The sequence below is a fragment of the Lactobacillus kefiranofaciens genome, from assembly GCF_900103655.1.
Taxonomy (GTDB): Bacteria; Bacillota; Bacilli; order Lactobacillales; family Lactobacillaceae; genus Lactobacillus; species Lactobacillus kefiranofaciens.
Genome location: NZ_FMXC01000014.1, coordinates 1 through 19,094, shown reverse-complemented (window position 1 = coordinate 19,094; position 19,094 = coordinate 1). Strand labels below are relative to the sequence as shown.

The following is a 19,094-nucleotide window of genomic DNA, read 5'->3' as shown; positions in this document are numbered from 1 at the left end:
GATTATCCTTTTTTTTGTAACTTAAGGTTGGGGCCATCGACACCGTTATCAGGACCAATTTCTTCACCTTTTTTGAGGGGATGTTGCTCAGTAGTTGTCTTCTTGACTTTGAATAGCAGGTCAAAGACGTATTTGATAGCGATGAAGAAGATAATAGCAGCAATAACGATGGAGACAATTTCATAAGGAACACCAGCTACGGTTTGCATCCCCAGTCCCCCAATCTTCAGGGTAGAGAAGAGCAACGCCGCGATTAAAATTCCCCATGCAGTGCTATTCCCTAATAAGGCTACGGAAAGACCATCCCAACCAATAGCAATGCTGCTGGTTTGGGTGAAGTAGTTTTGATAAGTGCCTAGGCCTTGAACTACACCACCAATTCCAGCAAAGGCTCCAGAAAGCAGCATAGACAGAATAATATTTTTTTTAGCTGACATTCCAGCATAACGACTAGCAAAGGGATTCAGACCAACTGCTTTAATCTCAAAACCGACAGTAGTCTTTTTCATTAGGAACCAATAGATTAATAATGCGATGATCCCGAGGAAAATCCCGGCATTGATACGGGAGTTGCCGAAAAGTTGACTGAGCCAGTCTAAGTGCAAACTCCCATTAGCAGGGATATTCTTAGTGGTATCGGTGTCATTACGTAAACTAGCTGGCATTATTTGTTGCATGAGGTATTGGCAAAGATAGAGGACGATATAGTTAAGCATGATCGTGGTGATTACTTCGTTGGTACCAAAGTAGGCACGCAAGAAACCAGCGATTCCGGCAACGATAGCTCCGGCGAAGGCGCCTGCGATAATTGCTAATGGTAATAGAATATACTTGGGTAAATTTGGATTGGCTAAAACTACCCAGACCGAAGTAAGCCAGCCTGCTTGAGCTTGCCCTGGCAATCCAATGTTAAAAAAGCCAGCTTTAGAGGCAATGGCAAAACCAATCGCGGTAAAGATTAGCGGTGTAGCTTCACGGATTGTTTCACCTAAGCCGTTCATGTTGCCTAATGCGCTAGTAAACATGGAAGCATAAGCGGTAATTGGATTGTAGCTCCAGATGAGCATAATAATTGCACCGACTAGAAAGCCGGCAAATACGGAGATAATTGGTACTAAGTAGTGTTTGGCTTTAGCTGAGACTTTGATCAAGTTTAGTTCCTTCTTTCTTCACGCCGGTCATTAGTAGACCTAATTCAGTTTCATTGGTCTCGTGTGGCTTAACAACACCGGATTTTTGTCCATTATGCAAAACTAGAATGCGATCAGATAACTGCATAATCTCACTTAATTCATAAGAAACGAGCAAGATGGCTTTTCCAGCCGCACGTTCTTTTAATAATTGCTTGTGAATGTATTCAATCGCGCCCACATCAAGACCACGAGTTGGCTGGAAGGCAATGATTAAATCGCTATTGCGTTCAAGTTCACGTGCGATAATCACTTTTTGTTGGTTACCACCTGAGAGTTCGCCGGCTACTAAATTGCTGTTAGGAGTACGGATATCGAACTTTTTAATTGCGGCTTGAGCATGTTTTTTGATAGCAGCGAAGTTGATAATCCCGTGATGAGAAAAAGGCTGGTGGTAGTAGCTTTGCAGAACTAAATTGTCAGCGACTGACATTTGCAAGATAAGGCCATATTTTTGTCGATCAGCGGGGATGCTAGCGACACCTTGCTCAGTAATCCTGCGGGTAGGTTTGTTAGTCATATCTTGACCTTTGATAATCACAGAACCTTGATCAACGTGACGCAAACCGGTGATCGCCTCGACTAGTTCATCTTGTCCGTTGCCGTCGATTCCGGCAATCCCAAGAATTTCGCCTGCGCGAATCGAGAAGGATAAGCCTTTAACGGCTAAATTGCCGCGACTTTCTTTAACTTGCAGGTCCTTAACCTGAAGGACATTTGAACCTAAATGTTCCGCTTTTTTGGTCAACTTCATCTGCACAGCGTGACCTACCATTAATTCGGCCATGCGTTGGTCACTAATTTCTCTAACCTGATAGGTCCCAACATCTTTTCCCGCTCGAATGATCGTTACTTCGTCAGCAACTTGTTTAATTTCCTCTAGTTTGTGGGTGATTAAAATAATCGATTTTCCTTCATGAGCTAATCCGTTTAGAATATGCATGAACTCCGTAATCTCTTGTGGGGTTAAAACTGCAGTGGGTTCATCGAAAATTAAAATATTAGCGCCACGGTAGAGCACTTTAAGAATTTCTACCCTTTGTTGCTGAGCCACTGTGATATTAGCGACTTTTTCATCAGGATTGATTGCTAGATGGTAGCGTTGTGATAGAGCTAATACTTTTTCACGTGCTTTTTTAATATCAAGCATTGGGCCTTTAGTGGTTTCGTGACCAAGAATAATATTTTCCAAAACAGTAAAAGAGTGGGCGAGCATGAAATGCTGGTGGACCATCCCAATGCCTAATTCCTTAGCGACAGTAGGATTAGCTATTTTAACTGGTTTACCGTTCACCTTGATTTCTCCGGATGTAGGCTCAAGCAAACCGGATAGAATACTCATCAGGGTTGATTTGCCTGCACCATTTTCGCCAAGGAGGGCGAGAATTTCACCTTGGGCCAACTTGAGATTGATATCGTTATTGGCTTTGAAACCATTAAAGTCTTTGACGATATGATTCATTTCGATAATTGTTTTTTGTTCCATAAATATTAGCTTCCTAATTGAAAAACTCTCCGCCAAGACGAAGAGCTTTTGACTGTTAAAATTAGAACTTATTTACCTGGTTTAGTAGCAACCGTAATCTTGCCGTCGATGATTTGCGTACGAGCTTTTTGTACGGCTTGCCATGCCTTGGCGCTAAGTTGGCCCTTAGTGATGGAAACCCCATCGTTCTTTAAACCATAAACGAGGTGCTTGCCGCCAGGGAATTTGCCTTTGTAAGCATCATCAGCGATGCTCTTAGTAGCAACGTTCAAGCCTTTTAAGACAGAAGTCAAAGTGAAGTTGGCTTTAGTGCCACCTTTGGCGGTGTAATTACCAAGACTTGCTTGATTAACGTCAACACCGATTACCCAAACCTTCTTGTTAGCTGGTAAGGTTTGGTTGTAATCCTTAGCTTCTTGGAAGACACCGTTACCGGCATTGCCGGCTGCTTGATAGATAATGTCGACCTTGTTAGCATACATTGATTGAGCGATAGACTTCGCCTTGTCGGTTGCAGTGAAGTTGCCAATGTATTGGGTTTGAACGCTAATCTTCTTGTGCAATGCCTTAGCACCATCCGCAACACCTTGTTTAAAACCAGCTTCGAATAAATCGATGATGGCTGATTTAGCGCCACCAATGAAGCCAACTTTATTGGTTTTAGTAGTGTAAGCTGCGGCTAAACCGCCAAGATAGGAAGCTTCATTACTCTTGAAGGTAACGGAAGCAACGTTCTTTTGCCCGTTAACGATACTATCGATAATGACGAAATTCTTCTTTGGATTCTTCTTAGCGGCTTGAGCAACAGCCTGTTGCAATTCAAAGCCAACGCCAAAGATAGTTTGATAGCCTGCCTTTGAAGATTGATCGAAGTTAGGGACAAAGTCGGATGGACCACTAGATTGGAAATATTGATAACCGCCTTTGCCTTGCTTTAAGCCGTGTTCTTTACCATAAGCCTTGAAGCCAGCCCAGGCAGCTTGGTTAAAGGAGTGATCATCAACGCCATTTTGATCAGTGATCAATGCAATACCATGCTTTGTGTTTTTATTAGTAGAAGCACCTTGCTTCTTGCCTGAACAAGCAGTTAAAGCTAGACCTGCAGCTACAACAACAGCACCAAGTGATAAAATCTTTCTGAACTTTGAGTTCATTTCTACCTCCAAATTGATTAATAATTAAGAATGATTTGATTAAAATAATAGATTAATGTACGTGTTATGTCAATATTATTTTGTAAATTGTAAGTGTCAATATTTTTGCGGTAGGCTATTAACCATTAGTCTGACCTTAATTTCTTAAATATTTATTTGATTTAATTTTCTGCCGAAATCATCCAAATAGCTATGACCTGCTGTTAAGCTTTCGATTGCTCCATTAGTTGTGGGAATGGTTGCTGAATTAATGTTCGGCGGCATTCAAACCGGTATTTTAATCGGTGCGGCTCTAGAAGCAATCTTCATGGGAGCTGTCGATATTGGTGGGGCGCTTTCCTCAGAACCGGTAACGGCGACAGTTTTAGCTACTACTTTCGCCATCACTTTGGGGGTTAATACGAAGGCGGCCTTGGCCTTAGCCGTTCCAATTGGCGTCTTCGGCGCCTTCATCTCAATGTTCTTGAAGAACGTTGTAATGAACGTCTTCGCTCCGTTAGTTGATAAAGCTGCAGATAAGAATGATCCGAAGATGTTAACTAGATTGCACTATGGCATGTGGTTTGCCAACTATTTCACTTACTCACTTGTAACCTTCTTCGCAGTATTGGCTGGTGCTAAGCCAGTTCAACATTTAGTTGGTCAAATTCCAGCTAACTTAATGGCCGGATTATCAGCTACTGGTGGATTATTGCCAGCTGTTGGTTTTGCCATCTTGATGCGGATGTTATGGAGTAAACAATTATCGCCTTACTACTTCTTAGGCTTCATTTTGGCAGCTTACATGAATTTGCCATCTGTAGCTGTTGCAGCCATCGGAATTATTATCGTAGTCTTGCAATGGATTCGCGATAAGCAAGTAATGGAACTTGAAAATAAACAAAAAGAATTAGAAACTGCTGGAGTTAAAGTAGCTAATAGCTCAACCAGCACGACGTCAGCTGAACAAGAAGAGGAGGACTTTTTCTCATGAAAATCACTAAGAATGTCTCGCCAGAAGACAAAAAAGTAATTAATCGTATTTTCTGGCGCTCCTTTACAGTTTTTGCCAGTCGAGCTGGTGCTACTAAGGCTCATGCTCCTGGCTTCATGTATTCCATCATGCCAGCCTTAGATGAGTATTATAAGGATGATCCGGAAGGTCACCGTAAGGCCATGATGCGGCATATTACTTGGTACAACATTACGCAAAACGTTGGTACTTTCGTAATGGGATTGGTTGCTTCGATGGAAAAGAAGACGGCTAAAGATCCTAACTTCGATCCTGAATCAACGGTAGCCATTAAGACTTCATTAATGGGACCGTTATCAGGCATCGGCGACTCCATCTTCTGGGGCGTGTTAAGAGTTATTGCTGCCGGAATTGGTATTAGTTTAGCAAGCCAAGGCACAATTATGGGACCGATCTTGTTCTTGCTTATTTACAACATTCCATCAATTTTAACTCGTTACTATTTAACATATATGGGCTTCACTGTCGGTGATACATTCATTCAAGATATGTATAAGAGCGGCAGGATGAAGATGTTGAATAAAACAGCTTCAACCCTAGGTCTGCTAATGATCGGCTGTATGACAGCTACGATGGTAAAATTTGAATCAAAACTAAGCATTCCAATTGATGGCGGTAAGCCAATTAAATTGCAAACTTATCTTGATCAATTATGGAAAGGCTTAGTACCATTGGCAGTTACATTAGCTTGTTATTGGTTATTAGCCAAGAAGGTCAATGTTAACTGGATCTTGCTGGGAGTCTTGGTCTTGTCAATTGTCCTTGGCTTAGTAGGGGTTGTGTAAAATGAATAGCGCGGTAACACTGTCGGAGATAGTAATTCGGTTGGTGTTATCTGTGATCGTCGCGGCTATTATTGGCTACGATCGTGAGCATAAGAACCGGCCAGCCGGAATAAAGACACATATTTTAGTCTGTGTAGGTGCATGTTTGATTGCACTACTACAAAAAAAGATTGGCTATGATGCCATTCAATTAGCATTAGCTGAGCCGAAGGCTGCTGGAATAATTAGAGCTGACGAAGCAAGGCTGATTGCTCAAGTAGTGTCAGGAATTGGATTCCTGGGTGCCGGAACAATTCTCGTTCAGCATCGAATAGTGTTGGGATTAACGACAGCGGCAAGCTTATGGGCAATCGCTGGAATAGGATTGGCTTTAGGTATGGGTAATTATGAAATTGGAATCGCGGGAGCGATCATTGTCATTTTAGTATTAGCTTTTTCAAAACGCCTGATTCAAGTGCATCCGATGAAAAAACTAGAAATCCAATATAAACATAAAATAGAAACGAAGGAATTCATTCAAAAATACTTTGAACAAAATCACATTACCGTGACCAATGTCAATTTTATGGTGAAGCAACACGGCGAAAATTCAATCTATACCAATATTTACGATATCGAAACTCCCCATTCTTTGAACTATGCTGATATAATTGAGGATATCTCATTAAACAAAAATATTATGAAGATTCAAATGGTCAGTATTTAACTTAGAAGGGAAGAAAGTCATGTCACAACAGCAGCAATTAGGATTAACTCCCAAAACGCAACTGGTGACACGGCTTTTTTTGTTGCCAAAATTACAGCAAAATTTGACTATTCTTTCTTATAACGCCAATGAGTTGGTAAGAGAATTACGCAACTATGACGAAGCAAATCATTAATTTTATCTTGATTGAATAGAGCTTGAGTTATATTTTTGGTAAAATCATTCATGAAGGAGTTCTTCTTTCTGTATGTGTTTTTTGTTCAAACCAATCATACGAGAAAGGAACTCCTTTTTCTAATGTTTTAGGAAATTAAATTAAGGAATAATTCATCCTTACACAAACTATTTTACGGTCTCAAATATTGTTATTAGGATATAATAAATGTAGTTATAATAAATATTTTAGTGATTAAGTATAAAATAAAATGAAGAAAATTTGTCCTAATTGTGGTAAAGAAGTAGACCCTGAAGAGAAGTATTGTCCATTTTGTCATTTCAATTTAGTTAATAATGATGAAACAATGGTGACAGTGAATGTAGGGCTGTTAGGATTAAAAAATAATGAATCGACTAAAAAGGATGAAGAAAAGATTCAATCTGAAAAGAAAGAATCTGATGCTAAACCTGAAAAAAAGAAGCAACCAGAGAAGGCTGTTTCTAAGTCGAATGAAGATAAAAAACAAAAAATAGAAAAAAATGAGATAATTCCGAGTCCTCTTCCTCCTAAGAAAAAGCCAACGCCTTTACCTAAATCTAAAAAGAAAAAATTCCATTTTAAATGGTCGATTTTAATAGAAATAGTAGTCGCTGTAATAGCAATCTTGGTAATGGTTGGTACGAATTACTATAGTTGTAAAGCTCAGATCGGTCGAATAGAGACTGGATTAAAGAATGGCGAGGTTAACAACGTAGTAACTAACGGGAAAGTTCCACTTACCGCTAAAAATTTAACGCCATTAAAGGAATACTATAAGAATAATCCTGCCGCATATAAGAAATTGAAAAAGAGTTTGATGGGTAAGAATAACTTACCAATTAAACTAATTAAGCAGGGACATTATTTCTTGTTTTTCCCTCGGTATGTAGTTCAATTGCCGACCTATGAATTGAATGTAGTTAATGATTATCACCATTCTACTGTTACAGTTAATGGCATGAAGTTTGTTAAAAAGCAAAAGGTTTTCCCTGGTGCATATAATATAGAAGCAAAATCTTCTTATTTAGGTCAAACAGCTAAGTTTAAGAAAACAGTTAATGTTTGGAAAGATCAAACGGCTGAAGTGAACCTTAATGCTAAGACGATTAAGGTTCAAGGGATGCCGAACGGTAAGCTTTATCTAAATAACCATAATATTGGTAAGTTAGATAAAAAAGGAAATCTTGTTCTTGAAGATGTACCATTAACCAAGCCGTTTTCTATGTATGTAGCTAAAAAGCAGAAGGGTAAACTTGTTAAAACTAAGCAAGTTAGGGATGTACCTGCAGTTATCAAAGGTAGCAAAAATGTAGCTGTACTTAAATTAGATTGGCAGCAATCTAAAAACGTTGGTAAATTATTGGAAGATAATTTTAACTATCCTAACTCTAAAGATTTTATTGGTGGCAGTAAGAATAAGAGTTATGTTGAATTAAGAACTTTAGTAAGTAATTGGCGTAATAGTCCTAACCTTACTAAGTATCATGCCAATATTACTGTTAACAATAAGTCACTGAATGATATTCGATATTCTGTAGAATTCAATTTTGCGTTTAATAAAAATGGTAAACGTTATAAGAGAGTTCAAGTTATGAAGTTTAGAAGTGCTTCTGCTAGGTCTACTTCTAAAGGTCTTAAGATAAAAACAATTGGCGGTGGACGCATTGTCAGTTCAAAGTAAAAGATAATTGAAAACTTGATGTCAGTTTGGCATCAAGTTTTTTGTTATGTATTTTATTGTTAATCTTGCATTTATGCAGAAGTAGTACTAATATTTATACAAGGAGGTAAACTAATATGAATAATCAGAATGCAAAACTAAATGTGCTGTATCAAGTTAATAGAGATGAAGCTAGTATTATAAAGCCTATAGTAGCTGGCGAAATACTTTTAAGAATAAATAAAGATGATCGTCCAATTACTAAAAAAGTAGAATTTTTTAGTCGCATATTCTCTTGCAAGGATAAAAGTAATATTTTTGCTCTTCAAGAACTTCAAAACTGGATTAAAGATGAATTAGATGATGTTGAAGATAATAAGCTTTTTCAAACCTTGAATTATATTAGAAAAATTAGTTCACAAGATTTAATTATTTGGCTTAATAGCAAGGTTAAACATAGTCGCATAGAAAGAAGGATTCAGTCTTCAAAAATAGATAGGCTAGCTATGAAGCTGGCTCTTGTTAAGAGGACTGATACGATCCTTGACCCAACTTCAGGGTGTGAAGGTGCATGGCTAGATATTTTACGTGAAAATAAAAATCAACAGGTAACTATCCAAGAAATAAATCCAGTGTTGGCAGGAATTGCTTATTTGAATGGCAAACTCATTAAAGCAAATAATTTGAATATTCTTGTTGGAGATGTTTTAAATGATCCAAAATACATTGAGGACGGACAATTAAAACAATTTGATAAAGTCATTAGTTTTCCACCTATATCGATGATAATTAATTCTGAAGTCATCAATCAAAATAGTTTTAATCGTTTTCGTTATGGAAAGATTCCAAGAAGAGGTGATTATGCTTTTATTAGTAATGCTATTTCTTCAATTGCTGATAATGGTAAAGCTGTTCTTTTGGTTGCAGATGGACCATTATTTCAATCGGGTTTAGCAGCTAAAATAAGAAAGAATCTCATTGATTTAGATCTAGTTGAAGCTGTTGTTTCTTTGCCAAGTAAATTTTTGCTTGGAACAGCTATTCCCGTTAATCTATTAATTCTTAATAGAAATAAAGGTGCGTTTAAAGGCAAAATTCAATTTATTGAAGCTGACCAAAATGGTTGGTATGAAAAAGTCCTTAGAAATTTTAATCAATTAACACCATTAGGAATAGAAAAAATTGTAAGTTTGTATCAAAACAAAGTTGATCAATCAGGTGTCTCAAGAGTTATAAAGAATTCAGAATATAAGGATACCTTGAGTGTTAAAAGATATGTGTGGCCAACTTCAATAGAAATTGATCAAACGACTTATAGTATTAGTCAGCAAAATTTAATGGATGCGAAGATGATCAATCTTGGAGAATTAGTGGAGATTAAGCGAGGCTATAATGTAATTAGAAGAAATGAAAATGGCGATACTACCTTGGCATTAATAAAGATCACCGATATAGATGACTTAGTAGTAAAAAATAAAGCTTTATCTGAAATCTCAATATCAAGTAATCCAGATCGATATTTAGTTCGAAAGAATGATGTTTTGTTTTCAATTAGAGGAACATTAGGAAAAATAGCATATGTTGATAAATCATTAGGAAATGCTATTGCTAATGCAAATATGGTGATTTTAAGGCCCAAAAATAATAATACAAATATGAAATGGCTAGCGTTATATTTGAACAGTCCGTTGGGTAAATTCTTTATTCAACAAGCAGCTGGTGGAACAACAATTTCAATTATTTCTCCAACTGATTTAGAGCAGTTGAAAGTTCCAGTAATTGCAAGAGAAAAGCAAGATAAAGCAGTTGAAAAACTTGAACAGGAAAAGTTAAGTTTAGATAAGCAAAAACAGGAATTGATGAGAAAGTATATTCAAAATGATAATGAATTTTTTAATTCTTGGGGTATGGACAAAATTTTGCATAAAGAGGATTAAAATGGACTTAGAAAAAATGAATTTATCAGAAGAAGATATTAAAAATAGATATATTTCACCGGCTATATTTGATCATACTGGTTGGAGAAAAGCAGATGCTAGAATGGAATATTCTTATACAGATGGCCAGATTAATGTAGTGGACGATGTAGCCACACGCGGTAAGAAAAAGAGAATAGATTATCTTTTGTACTATAAGCCTAATTATCCAATAGCTGTGGTCGAAGCTAAGGATAGAAAAAAGCATCCTGCACCAGGTGCAGGTTTGCAACAAGGAATTGGGTATGCTCGTGATTTAGATGTTCCGTTTGTATATTCTTCTAACGGGGATGCTTTTGTTGAGCATGATATGATTACCGGCAAGGAAAAAACAATTTCTTTGAATGATTTTCCTACTAAGGATGAGCTTTGGACTAGATATAAAGAAGAAAAACAGCCATCTGAAGAACAAATTAAGATTATAAATGAGCCATACTTTTCATCTCGAGAAGTTTATTCTCCACGTTATTATCAGCAAAATGCAGTAAATAGAATTATAAATAAGATTGTTAATGGTGCTAGAAGGGTACTATTAGTGATGGCAACAGGTACTGGTAAGACTTATACTGCTTTTCAAGTAGTGTATCGTTTACTCAATGCAGGAGTTAAGCATCGTGTCTTATACTTAGCTGATCGAAATATTTTAGTTGATCAGGCAATGACAGATGATTTTAATCCTTTATCAAATAAAATTACTAAGGTACAAGGTGGTAAGATGGACAGTTCTTATCCAATTCATTTTGCTTTGTATCAACAATTGGCTGGCAAAGATGAGGAGGAGGGACATGAGCCTTTTAGACAATTTAAACCTGATTTCTTTGATTTAGTTGTAATTGATGAAGCCCATCGTGGTTCAGCTAAAAAGGATAGTCAATGGCGTAAGATTCTTGATTATTTTGATGGACCAAATGTAACCCATTTAGGTATGACCGCAACTCCAAGAAATGATAAAGACGGATCTAATATTGCTTACTTTGGTGAACCGGTTTATACATATTCATTAAAGCAAGGAATTGAAGATGGATTTTTAGCTCCATATAAGGTAATTAGAGTAAATCTTGATATTGATATAAAAGGATTTTGGCCTAAAAAGAATGAAAAAGATAAGCTTGGACAGGTTATTAAAAATAAACAGTATACGTCACGAGATTTTGATCGAACAATGATTATTGAACAACGTACTAAAGAAGTTGCCAAATATGTTAGTGATTACCTTAAACAAAGAAATGCTCGTTGGGATAAAACTATTCTCTTTTGTGAAGATACTGAGCATGCTGAGCGAATGAGAGAAGAGTTAATCAATCAAAATAGTGATCTTGTTGCTCAAAATGATAAATATGTGATGAGAATTACAGGTGATGATATAGAAGGTAAAAAGCAGCTAGATAATTTTGAAAATGTGACTAGCAAATATCCAACCCTTGTTACAACTTCAAAATTATTAACTACAGGAGTTAATGTTAAAACTTGCAAAATAATTGTTTTGGATTCTAATATTAATTTAATGACTGAATTCAAGCAAATTATTGGTCGCGGTACTAGATTGGATCCGTCACACGGAAAAGAATACTTTACAATTATTGATTTTCGTGGAGTTTCGCGGTTATTTGCGGATCCTGAATTTGATGGAGAACCTATTGAGATAATTAATGGTGGTACTGGCAGTGGTACGACAGGTGTTCCTTATCCTCATACTCATTGTGGTGGTTGTGTAGGCGAAGGTTCACAACATCCTAAGTATGTAGTTGATCATGAGGTAAATGTTGTAGGGGATGAGACTCAATATTTAGATGAACATGGGAATCTTATTACTACATCTTTGACGGATTACACTAAGAAGAATATTTTAGGAAAATATGCAACTCTTGATAGTTTTTTGACTGAGTGGAATGATGCAGAAAAGAAACAAGTTTTACTTAATGAATTAGAGAAGCATGGGATTTTGTATAAAGAGTTGATGAAAGAAGAGAATATTAAGGATATGGATCCTTTTGATTTGATTGTTCATCTTGCTTATAATCAAAAGCCGTTAACTAAATCTGAAAGAGTAAATAATGTTAAGAAATCTGGGATTCTTGATAAATATCAGGGAGCTGCTCGTGAAATTTTGAATACTTTACTTGAAAAGTATAAGAATGATGGTATTGCTGATTTGGAAAGTAATCAGGTATTAAGTTTGCCTGAATTTGATAAGTTCGGTGGTGCAATTAAAATCATTATGACTTTTGGTGGCAAGAAAAATTATGAAAACACAATTAAAGAAATAAAGAATAGAATCTATAGTTAAGGAAGCACGGTAAATGGTAGGAACAACTCAATTTGTAAAAAAGATTAGAGATATTATGCGTAATGATCCGGGGATTAACGGTGATGCGCAGAGAATCGAACAATTATCATGGATTTTGTTTTTGAAAGTTTATGATGATCGTGAAAAAGTGTGGGAAATTGAACAGGATGATTATGAGTCTATCATTCCGGAAGGGATGCATTGGCATGAATGGGCTCAAGATAGAAAAGATGGTAAAGCGTTAACTAGTGATGAATTACTAGATTTTATTAATAATCAATTGTTACCTACATTAAAGGAGATTACTGTTACTCCCGATACTCCTATTAGTAAGGCTATTGTGAAAGATGCCTTTATTGATACCAATAACTATATGAAAAATGGGGTTTTATTACGACAAGTTATAAATGTAGTAAATGATGTAGATTTTACTGATCCTAAAGATCGTCATTTATTTGGTGACATTTATGAGAGTATCTTAAAGGAATTGCAAAGTGCCGGTAGTTCTGGTGAGTTCTATACTCCTAGGGCTCTGACTGATTTTATTGCTGAAACGTTGAAGCCAAAATTAGGACAGCGGATTGCGGATTTAGCTTGTGGTACAGGTGGATTCCTTGTTAGCTCGTTAAATATTTTAAAGAAGCAAGTAAATACAGTAGAAGATCGAAAAAAGTATAATAATGCGGTCTTTGGTATTGAAAAGAAGGGACAACCATATATTCTTGCGGTAACTAACTTATTGCTTCATGATGTTGATAATCCTGATATTATTCATGGCAATTCGCTTGAAAAAAATATTACCGAATATACTGAAAAAGATAAATTTGATCTGATTATGATGAATCCGCCTTTTGGTGGCTCCGAATTGCCCATTATCAAAAAGAATTTTCCTAGTGATCTTCAAAGTAGTGAAACAGCAGATTTGTTCTTAGCTTTGATTATGTATCGTCTTAAAGATGATGGTAAAGTTGGTGTGATTCTTCCAGATGGTTTCTTGTTTGGAAATGATGGAGCTAAGTTAAATATCAAGAAAAAGATGCTTTCTGATTTTAATTTACATACTATTATTCGTTTACCAAGTAGTATTTTTAGTCCTTATGCTTCAATTGCCACAAATATTTTATTCTTTGATAAGACTGGCCCAACTAAACAAACTTGGTTCTACCGTTTAGATATGCCAGAAGGATATAAACATTTTTCTAAGACTCGTCCAATGAAGCTCGAACATTTTGATCCAGTACGTAAATGGTGGAATGACCGTCACGAGATTAAAGATGATAATGATAATTACAAATCAAAAGCTTATACACCAGAAGAATTAGCAAAAAATAACTATAACTTTGATTTATGTGGCTTTTCAACTGAAACTGAAGAAATATTACCACCATTTGAATTAATGAATAAATATCAAAAAGAACGTAAAGAATTAAATGCCAAGATTGATAAACAATTGGCAGCAATTAAAAAGTTACTTGAGGAGGATGATTAATGACTCCTGAACAATTAAGAGCTTCTATTTTGCAATATGCGATGGAAGGAAAATTAGTTAAACAAGATCCGAATGATGAACCTGCAAGTGTGTTGCTTGAAAAGATTAAGAAAGAAAAAGAGCAACTAATTAAAGATGGGAAGATAAAAAAATCTAAGCCATTGCCACCAATTACCGACGATGAAAAGCCATTCGATATTCCTGATAGTTGGGAATGGGTGAGACTTAAAGAAGTAACATTGTTTGGTAATTTTAAATCTGTTTCCGGGAGAGAAATTCCTAACGGAGCTTGGGTAGTAGATATGAAAGATGTTAATAAGAATGGTGGCGGTTTTAGATCTATTACAAAGAAAACTAATAGTACAGAATATAAAAGTAATAAATATCAGTTTTCAAAAAATAGTGTTTTATATGGTAAACTACGTCCTTATTTACAAAAAGTTGAAGTTGCTCAGCATGATGGATATACAACTACAGAAATGTTGCCAATTGAAGTTGTTAATGAAAAAAAGCTTAATCCGTTATATTTGCGTTATGTTTTACTATCTCCATATTTTGTAGATAATATAAATGCTTCGGTATATGGTGTAAAAATGCCAAGAGTTGGTACTAATTTTTTAGCATGTATGATATTACCATTACCTTCTTTAAATGAACAGAAACGTATAGTTACTAAAATAAAAAAGTTTATGCCTCTAATTGCTCAATACGCTGAAACATATAATCGTCTTCAAAAGATTGATAGTGAATTCAAAGGTAAGTTGAAGCAATCTATACTTCAGTGTGCGATGCGTGGGAAATTGGTTAAGCAAGATCCAAATGATGAGCCAGCCAGTGTGTTGCTTGAGAAAGATAATTTAAAGAATAGCGATGAAAAACCACATGATATTCCAGCGTCATGGAAATGGATTATATTAGGCTCAGGTGTAAATTTTTATAATGGAAGAGCATATAAAAAGAATGAATTATTGAATGATGATAAATTTACACCAGTTCTAAGGGTAGGTAATCTTTTTACTAATTCTTCTTGGTATTATTCAGATCTTAAGTTAGATCCAAATAAATATATTGATAATGGTGATTTAATTTATGCATGGTCTGCTTCCTTTGGCCCTAAAATTTGGAATGGTGGTCGTGTAATTTTTCATTATCACATTTGGAAATTAAAGTATGATAATACTGCTATTGATAAAAACTTCTTATACTATTTTTTATTAGATAAACGTAATGTGGTTGGTGAAACTGACTTGCATGGTTCCACAATGAAGCATATTACTAAAACAAATATGGAACATTTACCATTCCCTTTGCCACCTCTTTCAGAGCAAAGTCGAAACGCTGCTAAAATAGCGCAGCTATTCGCTTTGCTTCGCAAAGTCGAAACATCTACACAACAATACGCGAAACTTCAGACTTTGCTGAAGTCCAAGGTGCTGGATTTGGCTATGCGAGGGAAATTGGTTAAGCAAGATCCAAATGATGAGCCAGCGAGTGTGTTGCTTGAGAAGATTAAGGCGGAGAAGCAAGAGCTGATCAAGGAAAAGAAGATCAAGAAGACGAAGCCACTTCCTCCGATTACAGATGATGAGAAGCCTTTTGATATTCCTGATAGTTGGGAATGGGTTAGATGTAAGGCTGTTACCACAATGGGAAATTTTAAAACAGTTAATCCTTCTGATGTTCAGATCGGTGAAAATTTAATTGAATTAGCAGATATTGAAGCTAATAGTGGTCATTTAATAAAAGAAGAAATTGTGACTAGTACAGTTGGTAGTAATAAATATGTCTATACAGAAGGCGATGTATTATTTGCAAAATTAAGACCATATTTAAGAAAAGTCTTAATTGCGCCAAATGATGGTGTTTGCACTACTGAATTGTTACCTATAAAGGGAATCAATACTAATAATAATTTTTTTGTATTATGTTTTCTTATCTGACCTATTTTTTAACCAAATTAAGAGGGAGATGCATGGAGTAAATTTACCAAGAGTAAGTCCGACTAAGCTAGGAGAATTGATCATACCCTTTCCACCGTTATCAGAACAAAGTCGGATTATTACTAGGATAAGACAATTATTTACATTGTTTTGAAAAGATGAAATATCATTTTGATCATGTAAAGTAGAATTTAGATAAAAATAGTAATGAAAAAAGTTTGGCATAATATACAAAAAAATAAGTATTTTATCTTAATTATATTTTTTAGTTTGCTAGGATTGTATGGCGTGGTACATTCTATATTTCTATGCTCTAATAAATTAGCTGCATGGTATGGTGATACGGCTACATGGTATAGTAGTGTAGTTACGGTAGTTAGTATTTTATTTGTTTATTTAGGGTTAAAAGAAAATCAAAAAAGTCATGAAGCAAATTTAAATGTTTATGTTAACTTGAAATTTCCAGCTTATCTTAATAGTATTGGTAATGAAAGAGAAGTTCTTAATCTTCAAGGATTTATCTTAAATATAACTCCTGTTAACGATGGATTGATTTAACGATGGATTGATTTCAGGAAGTTTTAGATTTTTAGGAATTTGCAAGAGTTTAGATTGGCAAATATTGAAAAAGGAGTTAGAAAAAGCTAGACATAAACAAGAATTTGACGCAAAAATATTTGTTGATAAGATGTATTTTATTAACAAGGAAGTCACTCCTCCAGATTTACCACAACCGGAAGGCAAAGTTATAAAAGAATTAAGTGGGAGTGATTTATTATTCCCAGTGAAGAACGGTTTTGAAAAAATTAATAGTAAAGAAGTAGGTGAAATTAGAAATATAACTTATGCTTATGGCAATACAAGTGAAGTTTCTATTTGTGATGGACTTAAACTTGATCCAGAAAAAGATATAGATTTAACCGTAGTATATATAGATCCGACATTTAAGCCATACATTGGTACAATTTCTATCTCTTCTGCTTTAATACGTAAACTTTTTAAAAAATTAGGATTACTCCAATTTTTAGTGATGAAAATAAATCTGGTAAATAAAATTAAATTGTAAGTGAATCATTAAAAAAGATTCCAGTATCATTCATAACTGGAATCTTTTTTATTTAAAGTGATATTAGTGGCTTTTTAAGCAATTCTCTTATACCAATTGGCTCTAGCATGACCATTAGAAGCAAAGAAAAATGTTCTTCTAGTTGAGTAATATTTGTGTGCACTTATGACTACCCAACCACCGCCTGTACTCATAAGATAGTGAGAAATCCAAATTTTCGCACCTTTTTTGATCTTTCCATATTTATGAAATTTGTTTTTAGCTTCACATGTTCCTGTTCTCACTTTATAAACTCTAATTGGCTTAATAACTTTTACATAGCGTGTGCACATATCAGTGTAACTATTACCGTTTAAATAGCTTGCCGAAACAGTATTTTTATTAAATATAAATAAAAACGATAACATTAATAAAGGTAGAATAATTTTGAGTAATTTCTTTTTCAATTTTTAACTCCTAACATTAACTCTTATAATCATAAATTTATTATATACTTAAGTTAACAATGTGAAGAATTAGATATGAATATGAAATAGAATAGCGTAATAATATGCGAAAATTAAGTGATTTTGATTACATGCTAGATACCTATGATTCTCAAGATCAAATTCTTGAAGATCTTAGAAAGGAATTCGTAAATTCATTTCCAATTGACTATATTAGAAATCAAATGACAATTTCCAAATATATTGAAGGAAAAGGCAATAAGGATAGTTTCTGCAACCGTCTTGAAAGAGAATTAGCAGGTCTTGGGAGTATTAAGGGTGCGACTGCATCTAAATTTGGTATTTACTATAGCCAGAAAAAGCAAAAATATATGATTAATAAAGTGTGGCAAACTCCAGAAGGTTATCCTGATTTGCTTAGTTCTTTTAAAAAGTTAAGGGAATCAATTGCCGATTTAATTGAAGCAGGTGGCAGAAATGATAAAGTAGCTATTCAAGCACATCCTTTGGCAACAATGGTTAAGATGAAGATATTGTCGGTATATTATCCAGAAAAATATTTAAATATTTTCTCTGAAAGAATGCTAAATTACTTTGGATATCAGTTCTATGGGGATTCTTTTCCGTTAAATGCATCACGTTTTGAAAAACAACAAAAGCTGTTAAAGTTAAAAGATAGCGATGAAGCTACCGAAAAATGGAACAATATAAAATTTGGCAATTACTTATACTATCTTTTCCCTTATGCTTATGAGTTAGGAAAAGAAAATCTGGATAATGGTTATAAAAATTATTCTAAGATTCATTTTATTCAGATAAAGCCTCAGCCTCCTCGTAAAAAAGAACCTAAATTTCCAGTTGCTTATGACAAGCAAGCTATTGAATTTTCGCAAAAGAAAACTGTTAGAAAAGTACAAGGTTTATCTAAAATTGATCATATAGCAAAACAAAAGACGGCTACAGCTATGGGGTATTTAGGTGAAAAAGAAGTAATAGCATATGAACAAGCAAGATTAGTAAAATATCCTGGTTTACAAAGAAAAATAAAGTGGCAATCACAAGTGTCAGATGCTATCGGTTATGATATTTTGTCATTTGAAAAAGATGGAACTCCTCGTCAAATAGAAGTTAAAAGTACTACTGCAAAAATTAGTGAAAAGTTTGATTTTATTTTGAGTGAAAATGAAAGATTGCATGCTTTAACTTTGCCTAATTATTGGATTTATCGAGTTTTTGATGTCAAAAATAAACCGGTTATTTATAAAATTAAAAATCCTTTAAAAAGCGAATTAGCACATTTAAAACCTATTAAATATCAGGCCACTATTAAAGTGAGAGATATAAGGTGAAAAATAATCCGCAAACTAAGTGTATAATTTTTTGCGGTAAGTTGAATAATTAATTAAAAAAGCTCAAGTCCTTTGAATCTGGACTTGAGCTCAAACAAAAAGACCAGTAGTCTGATGTTAACGAAAAAAACACATTAGAAGCTGGTCTTTTATGGAATCTATTATAGCTGATATCGTGAAAATTATTAAGTCTGAAAATAATGTTATTGCCCGTGAAAAGGCATTAATGTGCTACTTCTTTGATTTGATTAGAGAATTAATTAAATTAGCACTAGAAGAAGTTGATGCCGGCTTAGTTGAAGAAACTAAAAAGCAAGGCTATCAGATTGAAAAGAAAAATAAGCGCTCAGTT

The 19,094-nt window shown here is 34.8% G+C and carries 16 protein-coding genes and 2 pseudogenes; 14 read left to right on the top strand and 4 right to left on the bottom strand.

Features of this window, described 5'->3' with window-relative positions; translation table 11 throughout:
* Positions 1-2: 2 nt before the first annotated feature.
* The 3 genes from BLP58_RS06455 to BLP58_RS06445 form a co-directional block, all read right to left on the bottom strand.
* Positions 3-1,151 carry an ABC transporter permease gene (locus BLP58_RS06455; RefSeq protein ID WP_013855002.1) on the bottom strand — a complete coding sequence of 383 codons (1,149 nt, stop codon included), beginning with the start codon at positions 1,149-1,151 and terminating at the stop codon, positions 3-5.
* Entirely contained in the window at positions 1,132-2,676 is a 1,545-nt protein-coding gene (locus tag BLP58_RS06450) for an ABC transporter ATP-binding protein (RefSeq protein ID WP_013855003.1), read from the bottom strand. The genes BLP58_RS06455 and BLP58_RS06450 overlap by 20 nt, the downstream gene beginning before the upstream one ends.
* 68 nt (positions 2,677-2,744) lie before the next feature.
* A complete protein-coding gene (locus tag BLP58_RS06445) occupies positions 2,745-3,830 on the bottom strand; it encodes a BMP family lipoprotein (protein WP_013855004.1) in 1,086 nt (361 codons plus the stop codon).
* 220 nt (positions 3,831-4,050) lie between these two features.
* On the opposite strand from BLP58_RS06445, the pseudogene BLP58_RS06440 reads away from it, so the two are divergent.
* The 12 genes and pseudogenes from BLP58_RS06440 to BLP58_RS06390 form a co-directional block, all read left to right on the top strand.
* Positions 4,051-4,803 (top strand): annotated as a pseudogene (locus BLP58_RS06440) (PTS mannose/fructose/sorbose/N-acetylgalactosamine transporter subunit IIC); the annotation flags it as partial.
* The gene (locus BLP58_RS06435) at positions 4,800-5,627 is read left to right on the top strand and encodes a PTS system mannose/fructose/sorbose family transporter subunit IID (RefSeq protein WP_013855007.1); all 828 of its coding nucleotides are present in this window, start codon (positions 4,800-4,802) and stop codon (positions 5,625-5,627) included. The pseudogene BLP58_RS06440 and the gene BLP58_RS06435, both read left to right, overlap by 4 nt.
* A gap of 1 nt (position 5,628) precedes the next feature.
* Positions 5,629-6,333, top strand: coding sequence for an MgtC/SapB family protein (locus BLP58_RS06430; RefSeq protein WP_025084228.1), 705 nt, complete (start codon positions 5,629-5,631; stop codon positions 6,331-6,333).
* 19 nt (positions 6,334-6,352) lie between these two features.
* Positions 6,353-6,508, top strand: a complete 156-nt coding sequence (locus BLP58_RS12130) for a hypothetical protein (protein WP_158306208.1) — start codon at positions 6,353-6,355, stop codon at positions 6,506-6,508.
* A gap of 250 nt (positions 6,509-6,758) precedes the next feature.
* Positions 6,759-8,210, top strand: coding sequence for a TcaA 3rd/4th domain-containing protein (locus tag BLP58_RS06425; protein ID WP_013855010.1), 1,452 nt, complete (start codon positions 6,759-6,761; stop codon positions 8,208-8,210).
* 116 nt (positions 8,211-8,326) lie between these two features.
* Positions 8,327-10,126, top strand: a complete 1,800-nt coding sequence (locus BLP58_RS06420) for an N-6 DNA methylase (RefSeq protein ID WP_013855011.1) — start codon at positions 8,327-8,329, stop codon at positions 10,124-10,126.
* 1 nt (position 10,127) lies between these two features.
* Complete coding sequence (gene hsdR, locus BLP58_RS06415; RefSeq protein WP_013855012.1) at positions 10,128-12,452, top strand: EcoAI/FtnUII family type I restriction enzme subunit R; 2,325 nt, start codon at positions 10,128-10,130, stop codon at positions 12,450-12,452.
* Between the two features lie 13 nt (positions 12,453-12,465).
* Positions 12,466-13,941, top strand: a complete 1,476-nt coding sequence (locus BLP58_RS06410) for a class I SAM-dependent DNA methyltransferase (RefSeq protein WP_013855013.1) — start codon at positions 12,466-12,468, stop codon at positions 13,939-13,941.
* Positions 13,941-15,881, top strand: coding sequence for a restriction endonuclease subunit S (locus BLP58_RS06405; RefSeq protein ID WP_013855014.1), 1,941 nt, complete (start codon positions 13,941-13,943; stop codon positions 15,879-15,881). The genes BLP58_RS06410 and BLP58_RS06405 overlap by 1 nt, the downstream gene beginning before the upstream one ends.
* 28 nt (positions 15,882-15,909) lie before the next feature.
* Positions 15,910-16,035 carry a hypothetical protein gene (locus BLP58_RS12645; RefSeq protein WP_369596147.1) on the top strand — a complete coding sequence of 42 codons (126 nt, stop codon included), beginning with the start codon at positions 15,910-15,912 and terminating at the stop codon, positions 16,033-16,035.
* A 53-nt stretch (positions 16,036-16,088) separates the two neighbouring features.
* The gene (locus BLP58_RS06395) at positions 16,089-16,439 is read left to right on the top strand and encodes a hypothetical protein (RefSeq protein ID WP_013855015.1); all 351 of its coding nucleotides are present in this window, start codon (positions 16,089-16,091) and stop codon (positions 16,437-16,439) included.
* Positions 16,440-16,446: 7 nt separating this feature from the next.
* Positions 16,447-16,947 (top strand): hypothetical protein, encoded by a 501-nt coding sequence (locus BLP58_RS06390; RefSeq protein WP_013855016.1) that lies wholly within the window; start codon positions 16,447-16,449, stop codon positions 16,945-16,947.
* Positions 16,948-17,021: 74 nt separating this feature from the next.
* Here the strand turns inward: BLP58_RS06390 and BLP58_RS06385 are convergent, their stop codons facing one another.
* Positions 17,022-17,393: a hypothetical protein gene (locus BLP58_RS06385; RefSeq protein ID WP_013855017.1), complete on the bottom strand. Its 372-nt coding sequence runs from the start codon at positions 17,391-17,393 to the stop codon at positions 17,022-17,024.
* A 104-nt stretch (positions 17,394-17,497) separates the two neighbouring features.
* On the opposite strand from BLP58_RS06385, the gene BLP58_RS06380 reads away from it, so the two are divergent.
* Positions 17,498-18,742: a protein NO VEIN domain-containing protein gene (locus BLP58_RS06380; RefSeq protein WP_013855018.1), complete on the top strand. Its 1,245-nt coding sequence runs from the start codon at positions 17,498-17,500 to the stop codon at positions 18,740-18,742.
* A gap of 151 nt (positions 18,743-18,893) precedes the next feature.
* Positions 18,894-19,094 (top strand): annotated as a pseudogene (locus BLP58_RS06375) (ISLre2 family transposase); the annotation flags it as partial.